Source organism: Mesorhizobium silamurunense, from assembly GCF_014843825.1.
GTDB classification, from domain to species: Bacteria; Pseudomonadota; Alphaproteobacteria; order Rhizobiales; family Rhizobiaceae; genus Mesorhizobium; species Mesorhizobium silamurunense.
In genome coordinates, this window is record NZ_JHQR01000357.1 from 1 (window position 1) to 11,116 (window position 11,116).

The following is an 11,116-nucleotide window of genomic DNA, read 5'->3' on the forward strand; positions in this document are numbered from 1 at the left end:
TGCCTGCGGAGCCGGGCGCGGCCGAACCGGTGCTTCCATGCCGCCGCCCTTCTTCTCCGCCGTCAGCGCGACGACGGCGTTGACGACGCCGGGGATGGCTTTCACCACCCGCTCGGCGGCGGCGCGCAGCGGTTCCATCTCCTGCGCGCGGGCGGCGGGAACGGTTATCGAGAAGAACACCTTGGAGTCGGCGATGAAAATCTCCGAGACCAGGCCGAGGTCGACGATATTGCCGGTGAAATCCGGTCCATTGACCGTCTTCAGGCGCTCGATGACGGTTTCTTTGCTGACGGACATGAGCTTTTTCCCAAGCGTTTGCCGGTTCAGATAATGCAGTTCCCGGAGAGAACCAAGCTTCGGAACGGCATTTGCGGCGACATGCCTTCAAAAACTTGCACTCGCGTGTCGGGTTTTGCGGGCGCCTTTCGTCTTCCAGAAAGACGCATCCCGACTGCACAGGCTGCGGTCGCCAGAAGACAATGCAACGCTATCTTCCTGGTTTCGGCGGCAGCCAGCAGGGAGCAGCCGATGGAGAAAGGAGACAGTCATGCTCGAACACAGCAATGCCACAGCCAATCTCGCGGTGAAGGACCTGGAGAGGGCCAAGGCTTTCTACGTGGGAACACTGGGCCTCAAGCAGGTTGACGACATGGGCGGCGAACTGATCGTCTACAAAAGCGGCGACACGCTTATCAACGTCTATCATTCGCAATTCGCCGGGACCAACAAGGCGACCGCGGTAACCTGGGAGGTCGGCGACCAGATCGAGCCGATGGTCAAGTCGCTGCGGTCGAAGGGCGTCACCTTCGAGCACTACGACATGCCCGGCCTATCGCTCGAAGGTGATATTCATGTCGGCCACGGCATGAAAGTCGCCTGGTTCAAGGATCCCGACGGGAACATTTTAAATCTCGTGGGCAAATAGCTTCGCCCTCAGACGCGGCAGGCCGCATCATGCGGCCAACCGCGTGGCGAGGTAGGTCAACGCCGAAATCGCCGCCGTCGCCGGCAGGGTGATGACCCATGCCACGACGATATTGCCGGCTATGCCCCAGCGCACAGCCGAGACGCGGCGGGCAGCGCCCACGCCGATGATGGCTCCTGTTATTGTGTGGGTGGTCGACACCGGAACGCCGAGCCAGGTGGCGGCAAAAAGCGTGATCGCACCGCCGGTCTCGGCGCAGAAGCCCTGCATGGGATTGAGCCGCGTGATCTTCGAGCCCATGGTGTGAACGATGCGCCAGCCTCCGAGCAGCGTGCCCAGCGCCAGGGCCGACTGGCAGGTGATGACCACCCAGAGCGGCACGTAGAAGCTCTGGCCGAGCATGCCTTGCGAATAGAGCAGCACGGCGATGATGCCCATGGTCTTCTGCGCGTCATTGCCGCCGTGCCCCAGCGAATAGAGGGACGCCGAGAAGAATTGTAGGACGCGAAAGCTGTTATCGACCGCGAACGGCGTCTGCCGCACGAACAGCCATGAGACGACGAGGATGAGGACAAGCGCCAGCACGAATCCGGTCGCCGGCGAGAGGACGATCGCCGCGACCGTCTTGCCGAGCCCGGACCAGACGATGGCGCCCGTTCCGGCCTTGGCGACGCCGGCGCCGACCAGTCCGCCGATCAGCGCATGCGAGCTGCTCGACGGAATGCCGGCGATCCAGGTGACGATGTTCCAGAAGATGGCGCCGACAAGCGCGGCGAAGATCACCGCCGGTGTCACGATGTCGGCATCGACGATGCCTTTTCCCACCGTCTCGGCGACATGCAGGCCGAAGAACAGGAAGGCGATGAAATTGAAGAAAGCGGCCCAGAACACCGCGTAGTGCGGTCTGAGCACACGGGTGGAGACGATGGTCGCGATCGAATTGGCGGCATCGTGCAGGCCGTTCAAGAAATCGAAGAACAGCGCCACTGCTACGAGGCCGACCAGCAAGGGAAAGGCGATCGTGGCGTCCATCGCTACACGTTCTCGATGACGATGCCGCTGATCTCGTTGGCGACGTCCTCGAAACGGTCGACCACCTTTTCCAGTTGGCCATAGATCTCGGAACCGATTAGATAGGCCATGGGGTCGCTGCGGCCGTGCCGCTTGAACAGATCCTTGAGACCCTGCTCATGCAAGTCGTCGGCACGGCCCTCGACGCGCATGACCTCTTCGGCAATGGCATTGAGCCGCGCGGCGTTTGCGCCCACCTTGCCGAGCAGCGGGATCGCCTCTGCGACCAGTCGGGCGGCCTGGACGATGACGCCGCCCATTTCCCGCATCAGCGGATCGAATTCCCTCATCTCGAACAATTTCACCGTCTTGACGGCCTTGTGCATCGTGTCGATGGCATCATCCATCGACTGGATCAGATCCTTGATGTCGCCGCGGTCGAAGGGCGTGATGAAGGAGCGCCTGACGGCAAGCAGGACCTCCGCGGTAATGCCGTCCGCTTCGTCCTCCAGATCGACGATCTTCTGACACCAGCGGTCGATGTCCCTGCCCTGGAGAAGCTGCTCAAGCGCCTCGGCGCCGCCGACCACCGTGCGCGAATGCCGTTCGAACAGCTCGAAGAAGCGATCCTCGCGCGGCAACAGCCTGCGAAACCAACCCAGCATCTCGTCCTCCCTGCTTCCGCTTATCCCACATAGCGCCATGCGCGGCGCGGGAAAACAGATAGCCGGCTCAAAAATGTGGACGAGGTCCGATTATGCGTGTGTCTTGCGCGGCAAGACGATTTCCCCGACCTTGGGCAAACCGTGGATCGGATGATATGATCGACAAGCTGGAATTCTTCATCGCTTTAGCCAAGGAAGAGCATTTCGGCCGCGCGGCCGAAGTGTGCGGCGTCACCCAGCCGACACTGTCGGCCGGCATCAAGCAGCTCGAGGAACAGCTCGGCGTCATGCTGGTGCTGCGCGGTTCGCGCTTCCAGGGCCTGACGCCGGAAGGCAAGCAGGTGCTGGTCTGGGCGCGCCGCATCGTCGGCGACTCACGGACCATGCGCGAGGAGATGCGGGCGGCGCGCCACGGCCTTGCCGGCCGCATCCGCATCGCCGCCGTCCCGACCGCCTTGGCGATGGTGGCGCGGCTGACGACGCCGTTCCGCGAAAAGCATCCGGGCGTCACCTTCTCGATCCTGTCGCGCACCTCGATCGAGGTGTTGTCGCTGCTCGGCAATTTCGACGTCGATGCCGGCATCACCTATCTCGACAACGAACCGCTCGGGCGGGTGACCAGCGTGCCGCTCTATGACGAGCGCTACCAGCTGATCACGGCAGTCGGAAATCCCTATTCCGACCGCGACAAAGTGACGTGGGCCGAGATCAGCCAGTTGCCGCTGTGCCTGCTGACGCCGGACATGCAGAACCGGCGCATCATCGACCAGCATCTGGCGGAAGCCGGCGTGCAGGTGCGGCCGACGCTGGAATCCAACTCGATGATCGTGCTGTTCTCGCATATCCGGACCGGCAAATGGTCGTCGATCATGCCGCTCAACCTCGCGGAAACATTCGGCTTTTCAGAGCCGATCCGGGCCATTCCGATCGTTGAGCCCGATGCCAGCCACACCGTCGGTCTGGTGGCCGCGCCGCGCGAGCCGCATACGCCGCTGGTGCAGGCGCTGCTGGACGAGGCAATGGCGCTGGCAGACGATTTCCGCGCCCACCGCTAGGTTAGACAATGCAGGCTGCGCGTTTTTGATAGAAAATTTCTATCGAGCAACGAGACGGCTTTATTGATCTAGAGGGTTTCCTCTGATTTCGTAAGGACTTAGCGATATTGCGCCCTGTGCATGTCGTTGCCCCGAAACCGCTCTATATGATGGGGTGACATACATTGGGCCGCCACGACCAGGGAGGGCGCTGCATGCCGATGCAGCCTGCAAGTACCGAGATCGCGTCGCGCATAGCGGCGATCATCGAGGAGTTGAAGGACCTCGAAGGTCCGCTGCTGCCGATCCTCCACGGCATCCAGGAGGAGTTCGGCCATGTGCCGCAGGCAGCACTTCCGGTCATTGCCGACGGGCTGAACCTCTCCAGGGCAGAAGTGCACGGCGTCGTCACCTTCTATCACGATTTTCGCGCCCAGCCCGCCGGCAGGCATGTGCTGAAGCTCTGCCAGGCGGAAGCCTGCCAGTCGATGGGCTCGGACGTCGTCGCCGCCAAGGTCAAGCAGTTGCTCGGCATCGATTTCCACGAGACCACCCGTGACGGATCGGTTACACTGGAGCCGGTCTATTGCCTCGGGCTTTGCGCCTGCTCGCCGTCGGCGATGCTGGACGGGGAAGTGATCGGCCGGCTTGACGACGAGAAGATCGAAGAGATCGTCGCGGAGGTGCGTTCATGATCCCGCGCATCTACATCCCTGCCGATTCCGGCGCGCTGGCGCTCGGCGCCGAAAAAGTCGCCAAAGCGATCGAGAAAGAGCTCAAGGAACGCGGCGTCGAAGCCAAGATCGTGCGCAACGGCTCGCGCGGCGCCTATTTCCTGGAGCCGATGATCGAGGTGGCGACCGCCGAGGGCCGCGTCGCCTACGGGCCGGTGAAGCCGTCGGAGGTCAAGAGCCTGTTCGACAGCGGCTTCCTCAAGGGCGGCCATCACAAGCGCTGGCTCGGCGCGCCCGACAAGATCCCCTTCCTCGCCAAGCAGACGCGGCTGACCTTCGCCCGCTGCGGCGTCATCGATCCGCTGTCGCTCGACAGCTACAAGTCGCATGGCGGCCTGAAGGGTCTTGAGAACGCGGTCGCCATGGCGCCGGCCGACATCGTGAAACAGGTGACCGAGTCCGGCTTGCGCGGCCGCGGCGGCGCCGGTTTCCCGACCGGCATCAAATGGAAGACGGTGCTGGATACGACCTCCGAGCGCAAATACATCGTCTGCAACGCCGACGAGGGCGACAGCGCCACCTTCGCCGACCGCATGATCATGGAAGGCGATCCCTTCGTGCTGATCGAAGGCATGGCGATCGCCGGCATCGCCACCGGCGCAACCAAGGGCTTCGTCTATATTCGCTCGGAATATCCGCATGCGGTGGCGACGATGAACAAGGCCGTCGCTATCGCCCGCAAGGCGGGCGTGCTCGGCGTCAATGTGCTGGGCTCGCCCAACGCCTTCGACATGGAAATCCGCGTCGGCGCCGGCGCCTATGTCTGCGGCGAGGAAACCTCGCTGCTCAACAGCCTGGAAGGCAAGCGCGGCGTGGTGCGCGCCAAGCCGCCGCTGCCTGCCATTCAAGGATTGTTCGGCAAGCCGACGGTGATCAACAACGTCATCAGCCTCGCCTCTGTGCCGATCATCATGGACAAGGGCGCCGCCTACTACAAGGATTTCGGCATGGGCCGCTCGCGCGGCACGATCCCGATCCAGATCGCCGGTAACGTCAAGCATGGCGGGCTGTTCGAAACGGCCTTCGGCCTGACGCTGGGCGAAATCGTCGACGAGATCGGCGGCGGCACGGCTTCGGGACGTCCGGTGAAAGCGGTGCAGGTCGGCGGCCCTCTCGGGGCCTATTTCCCGCGCGCGCTTTTCGACACGCCGTTCGACTACGAGGCCTTCTCGGCCAAGGACGGGCTGATCGGCCATGCCGGCATCACCGTGTTCGACGACAGCGCCGACATGATGAAGCAGGCGCGCTTCGCCATGGAGTTCTGCGCCATCGAGAGCTGCGGCAAGTGCACGCCCTGCCGCATCGGCTCGACGCGCGGCATGGAGGTTCTCGACAAGGTCGCGGCGGGAATAGAGGCGGAGAAGAACCTCGCTCTGGTCACCGACCTCTGCAACACGATGAAGTTCGGATCGCTCTGCGCGCTGGGCGGCTTCACGCCCTACCCGGTGATGAGCTCGATCACGCATTTCCCCGAGGATTTCAAGCCGGCGCCGACGCGCGTGGCTGCCGAATAGGAGCTGGCAGATGAATATCAAAGCCGACTTCCCGACACTCATCGAAGAGATCGATTACGGCACGCCGGAGTCGAAAGCGACGAATCAGGTCACGCTGATCGTCGACGGGCAAAGCATCACCGTGCCGGAAGGTACCTCGATCATGCGCGCGGCGATGGAGGGCGGGGTCGAGATCCCGAAACTCTGCGCCACCGACATGCTGGACTCGTTCGGCTCGTGCCGCGTCTGCCTGGTCGAGATCGAAGGCCGCGGCGGCACGCCCGCTTCCTGCACGACGCCGGTCGGTGAGGGCATGGTAGTGCGCACCCAGTCCGAGCGGCTCGACGCCATCCGCCGCGGCGTCATGGAGCTCTACGTTTCCGACCATCCGGCCGGCTGGAACGAGAAGGCCGGAACCGGCGCCAGCGAGTTCGACGCGGTGGCGAAGTCGGTCGGCCTCGCCGAGAACCGCTACGGCGTCGAAGGCCGCAACCACGTTAGGCAAGAGAACGGCGTGGCGCCCGGCCATGGCTCGCTGGCCGTCGACTACATCGCCCGCGACGAATCCAACCCCTATTTCACCTACGACCCGGCGCAGTGCATCGTCTGCTCGCGCTGCGTGCGCGCCTGCGAAGAGGTGCAGGGCACCTTCGCGCTGACCATCGAGGGCCGCGGCTTCGAATCGCGCATGGTCGCCGGCATGCATGAAGACTTCATCGCTTCCGAATGCGTCTCCTGCGGCGCCTGCGTGCAGGCCTGCCCGACTGATGCGCTGCGCGAGAAGACGGTGCTCGAGAAGGGCATGCCGGAACGCTCGGCCGTCACCACCTGCGCCTATTGCGGCGTCGGCTGCTCGTTCAAGGCAGAAGTGAAGGGTGACGAGGTCATCCGCATGATGCCCTACAAGGACGGCAAGGCGAACCACGGCCATTCCTGCGTGAAGGGCCGTTTCGCCTATGGCTATGCCACCCACAAGGACCGCATCCTGTCGCCGATGATCCGGGAGAAGATCAGCGATCCCTGGCGCGAGGTGAGCTGGGAAGAGGCGATCGCCCATACCGCCAAGGAATTCCGCCGCATCCAGTACCAGTACGGACGCAGCGCCATCGGCGGCATCACCTCCTCGCGCTGCACGAATGAGGAGACCTATCTCGTCCAGAAGCTGGTGCGCCAGGGCTTCCGCAACAACAATGTCGACACCTGCGCCCGCGTCTGTCACTCGCCGACCGGTTACGGCCTCGGCCAGACCTACGGCACCTCGGCCGGCACGCAGGATTTCGACTCGGTCGAGTTCACCGACGTCGCCGTCATCATCGGCGCCAATCCGGTTTCCGCCCATCCGGTCTTCGCCTCGCGGCTGAAGAAGCGGCTGCGCCAGGGCGCCAAGCTGATCGTGCTCGACCCGCGCCGCACCGAGATGGTGAAGTCGACACATGTCGAAGCGGACTATCACCTGCCGTTGAAGCCAGGCACCAACGTGGCGGTGCTGACGGCGCTGGCGCATGTCATCGTCACCGAGGGCCTGTTCGACGAAGCCTTCATCCGCGAGCGCTGCGACTGGGCCGAGTTCCAGGACTGGGCGTCCTTCGTCGCCCTGCCGGAGAATAGCCCGGAGACGGTCGGCAAGCTCTCCGGCGTCGATCCCGAGTTGATCCGGGGTGCTGCGCGGCTCTACGCCAAGGGCGGCAACGGCGCGATCTATTACGGTCTCGGCGTCACCGAACACAGTCAGGGCTCGACCACGGTGATGGCGATCGCCAACCTTGCCATGGCCACCGGCAATATCGGCCGTCCGGGCGTCGGCGTGAACCCGCTGCGCGGCCAGAACAATGTGCAGGGTTCCTGCGACATGGGCTCCTTCCCGCATGAGCTGCCGGGTTATCGCCACATCTCGGGCGAGGCCGTGCGCGACATCTATGAGAGCCTGTGGGGCGTGAAGCTGGACGAAGAGCCCGGCCTGCGCATCCCCAACATGCTGGATGCCGCCGTCGACGGCTCGTTCAAGGGCATCTACATCCAGGGCGAGGACATCCTGCAGTCCGACGACCCCGACACCAAGCATGTCGCCGCTGGCCTCGCCGCGATGGAATGCGTCGTCGTGCACGACCTCTTCCTCAACGAGACGGCGAACTACGCGCATGTCTTCCTGCCGGGCTCGACCTTCCTGGAGAAGGACGGCACCTTCACCAATGCCGAGCGCCGCATCAACATGGTGCGCAAGGTGTTGGAGCCGAAGGCGCGCTATGCCGACTGGGAGGCGACGCAGGAGCTTGCCCGCGCCATCGGGCTCGACTGGAACTACGCGCATCCCTCCGAGATCATGGACGAGATCGCCAAGACGACGCCGAGCTTCGCCGGCGTTTCCTTCGATCTGCTCGACCGTGTCGGATCGGTGCAGTGGCCCTGCAACGAGAAGGCGCCGCTCGGCACGCCGATCATGCATGTCGACGGCTTCGTGCGCGGCAAGGGCAAGTTCATCCGCACCGAATATGTGGCGACGGACGAGCGGACGGGTCCGCGTTACCCGCTGCTGCTCACGACCGGGCGGATTCTCTCGCAATACAATGTCGGCGCGCAGACCCGGCGCACCGAGAATGTCATGTGGCATGCCGAGGACCGGTTGGAGATCCATCCGCACGATGCCGAGAACCGCGGCATCCGCGATGGCGACTGGGTGCGGCTGGCAAGCCGCTCCGGCGAAACCACGCTGCGGGCGCTGATCACCGATCGCGTCTCGCCGGGCGTCGTCTACACGACCTTCCACCATCCTGATACGCAGGCGAATGTGATCACCACCGACTTCTCGGACTGGGCGACCAACTGTCCGGAATACAAGGTCACCGCCGTGCAGGTGGCGCCGTCCAACGGCCCGACCGACTGGCAGAAGGACTATAACGAGCAGGCGCGCCAGAGCCGGCGGATCGCTCCGTTGCAGGCGGCGGAGTAACCTTGGCCGCGCGCCGCAAAGCAACGACGCAAATCTCGCGGCTGGCGCGTCGCGCCGGCGGCACCGCGGCGGCGAACCGCATGGTGCCGGAGGAGACGCCGGTGGCGTTCTCCTATGCCGGCACCACGCACGCCGTGATGATGGCGAGCCCCGCCGATTTCGAGGATTTCGCGCTGGGCTTCTCGCTGACCGAAGGCATCGTTGGCGACCCGAAAGAGATCGAGGCGATCGAGGTCGAGGATCTCGGCGCCGGCATCGATATCCAGATCAAGCTGAAAGACAAGGCGAACACGCGCTTCCAGGCGCGGCGGCGCAGGCTGGCCGGACCGGTCGGCTGCGGCTTGTGCGGCATCGAATCCATCGAGGAAGCGATGCGCTCGGTCGACGCGGTCGGTTCGTCGAAGCTTACGCTTGAGGCCGAGGACGTCACCCGTTCGGTCAGGCTGCTGTCTAAGCTGCAGCCGCTGCATACGGAGACCGGCGCGGTGCATGCCGCGGGCTTCTATGTTCCCGGCAAGGGCGTCGTGATGGCGCGCGAGGATGTCGGCCGCCACAACGCGCTGGACAAGCTTGCCGGCGCGCTGGCGAAAGCCGGCATCGACGGCGCGAGCGGTGCAGTCGTCGTCACTTCGCGCGTGTCGGTGGAGATGGTGCAAAAGACGGCCGCCATCGGCGCGCCGATCATCATGGCCGTCTCGGCGCCGACAGCACTTGCCATCCGCACGGCAGAGGCCGCCGGCATGACGCTGGTGGCGCTGGTGCGCGGCGACGATTTCGATATTTTCACCCACCCTGACCGGGTGGCTTGCGGAGTTGCCAAGCATGTCGCATGACGAAGACCATATCGCCAACACCAGGGAAAAGCTGGTGCGCATGGCCAACCAGATCGCCACCTTCTTCCATTCGAAGCCGCGCGAGGAAGGCATTACCGGCGTTGCCGAGCACATCAACAAGTTCTGGGAGCCGCGGATGCGGCGGCAGTTCTTCGAGTTGCTCGACGGCGACCCAGAGGATTTCGACGACCTGGTGATCGCCGCCTCGGCCAGGATCAAGCGGCCCAAGACGCCCGAACAGGCCGACAAGAGCCTCGGCTATACCAGGCCCCCCGAGGCCGAGGGCGCCGCTCCGCACAAATAAGAGCTGCCGCGCGCCATCGGCGCCAAAGGTCTAACATTTTCGATCTCTAAAGTTTGTCTGCCGCGCGTGGCGGGGTTCTGCTATGGTCGCAGACAGGAAATCGTCTGGCCGGCGGGGCAGTTGCGTGAGGCCTATCGAGACCAGATACGCCCGTAGCGCAGATGTGCGGATCGCCTACCAGGTGGTCGGCCAGGGTTCGTTCGATCTCGTCTTCGTGCCTGGATTCATTTCCAATCTCGACCTGCAATGGGAGGACGAAGGCTACAGCCGACTCTTGAAACGGCTCTCGGTCTTCTCGCGTCTGATCCTGTTCGACAAGCGCGGCACCGGACTTTCCGATCGTGTCGACAGCCGTCATCTGCCCAGCCTGGAGACCCGGATGGACGACGTGCGCGCGGTGATGGACGCTGCCGGCAGCGGCCGCGCGGCGCTCCTCGGCGCCTCGGAAGGAGCGCCGATGGCGATGCTGTTCGCGGCGACCTACCCCGAGCGGACGCGGGCGCTGGTGCTCTATGGCGGCTATGCGCATTTCCACAAATGGGTGATGCCGCCTGAGCGGCTGGAAGCCTTCATCGAGACAGCGGAGACATCCTGGGGCACCGGCGCCACGTTGCCCAATTTCGCGCCAGGCCGGGTGGACGATCCGCACTTTTCGCAATGGTGGGCACGGTTCGAGCGGCTGTCGGCGAGCCCGACCGCCGCGACGGCGCTTGCCCGCATGAATGCCGGGATCGACGTGCGCGGCGTCCTGTCCGCGATCAGCGCGCCGACGCTGATCATCCATCGCCGCAACGACGCGCGCATCGACCCGGAGGCCAGCCGCTTCCTCGCCAGGAAGATCCATGGCGCCCGGCTGGTCGAGATTCCCGGGCGCGACCATCCGATCTGGACCGGGGACGTCGACGGGGTGGCCGACTTGGTCGAGGAGTTCCTGACCGGCCAGCCGGCGGTGGCCGACACCGAGCGCGTGCTCGCCGCGCTGCTGGTGACGCGTATCTACGATACGGCCAAGCTCGGCGATCGCATGTGGAGCGAGCGGAGCCAGCGCTTCCAGGAAACATGGCGGCTGCTGGTCGGCCGCCATGGCGGGCGCGTCGCCGGCACGCATGGCGAATTGATGATCTCGCGCTTCGACGGGCCGGCCCGCGCCATACGCTGCGCGGCGGCGCT

The 11,116-nt window shown here is 64.5% G+C and carries 11 protein-coding genes; 8 read left to right on the forward strand and 3 right to left on the reverse strand.

Annotated elements, in window-relative coordinates; all coding sequences use genetic code 11:
* The coding region (locus DH10_RS32810) for an iron-sulfur cluster assembly protein (RefSeq protein ID WP_192385793.1) at window positions 1-297 on the reverse strand (297 nt) is incomplete at its 3' end.
* Window positions 298-547: 250 nt separating this feature from the next.
* On the opposite strand from DH10_RS32810, the gene DH10_RS32815 reads away from it, so the two are divergent.
* Window positions 548-925 carry a VOC family protein gene (locus DH10_RS32815; protein WP_192253389.1) on the forward strand — a complete coding sequence of 126 codons (378 nt, stop codon included), beginning with the start codon at window positions 548-550 and terminating at the stop codon, window positions 923-925.
* A 27-nt stretch (window positions 926-952) separates the two neighbouring features.
* Here the strand turns inward: DH10_RS32815 and DH10_RS32820 are convergent, their stop codons facing one another.
* Together DH10_RS32820 and DH10_RS32825 are read right to left on the reverse strand one after the other, a co-directional pair.
* A complete protein-coding gene (locus DH10_RS32820; RefSeq protein ID WP_192253392.1) occupies window positions 953-1,957 on the reverse strand; it encodes an inorganic phosphate transporter in 1,005 nt (334 codons plus the stop codon).
* Window positions 1,958-1,959: 2 nt separating this feature from the next.
* Entirely contained in the window at window positions 1,960-2,601 is a 642-nt protein-coding gene (locus DH10_RS32825) for a DUF47 domain-containing protein (RefSeq protein WP_126089611.1), read from the reverse strand.
* Between the two features lie 155 nt (window positions 2,602-2,756).
* Here DH10_RS32825 and DH10_RS32830 point away from each other — a divergent pair, with 155 nt between their 5' ends.
* The 7 genes from DH10_RS32830 to DH10_RS32860 form a co-directional block, all read left to right on the forward strand.
* Window positions 2,757-3,656: a LysR family transcriptional regulator gene (locus tag DH10_RS32830; RefSeq protein WP_192253395.1), complete on the forward strand. Its 900-nt coding sequence runs from the start codon at window positions 2,757-2,759 to the stop codon at window positions 3,654-3,656.
* Between the two features lie 194 nt (window positions 3,657-3,850).
* Complete coding sequence (locus DH10_RS32835) at window positions 3,851-4,330, forward strand: formate dehydrogenase subunit gamma (protein WP_210325213.1); 480 nt, start codon at window positions 3,851-3,853, stop codon at window positions 4,328-4,330.
* Window positions 4,327-5,883, forward strand: coding sequence for a formate dehydrogenase beta subunit (locus tag DH10_RS32840; protein ID WP_192253398.1), 1,557 nt, complete (start codon window positions 4,327-4,329; stop codon window positions 5,881-5,883). Before DH10_RS32835 ends, DH10_RS32840 begins: the two co-directional genes overlap by 4 nt.
* 10 nt (window positions 5,884-5,893) lie before the next feature.
* Window positions 5,894-8,809, forward strand: a complete 2,916-nt coding sequence (gene fdhF / locus DH10_RS32845) for a formate dehydrogenase subunit alpha (RefSeq protein ID WP_192385794.1) — start codon at window positions 5,894-5,896, stop codon at window positions 8,807-8,809.
* A 2-nt stretch (window positions 8,810-8,811) separates the two neighbouring features.
* Window positions 8,812-9,642: a formate dehydrogenase accessory sulfurtransferase FdhD gene (gene fdhD, locus DH10_RS32850; protein ID WP_192253404.1), complete on the forward strand. Its 831-nt coding sequence runs from the start codon at window positions 8,812-8,814 to the stop codon at window positions 9,640-9,642.
* Entirely contained in the window at window positions 9,632-9,946 is a 315-nt protein-coding gene (locus tag DH10_RS32855; protein WP_192253407.1) for a formate dehydrogenase subunit delta, read from the forward strand. Before fdhD ends, DH10_RS32855 begins: the two co-directional genes overlap by 11 nt.
* A gap of 124 nt (window positions 9,947-10,070) precedes the next feature.
* The coding region (locus tag DH10_RS32860; protein WP_192385795.1) for an alpha/beta fold hydrolase at window positions 10,071-11,116 on the forward strand (1,046 nt) is incomplete at its 3' end.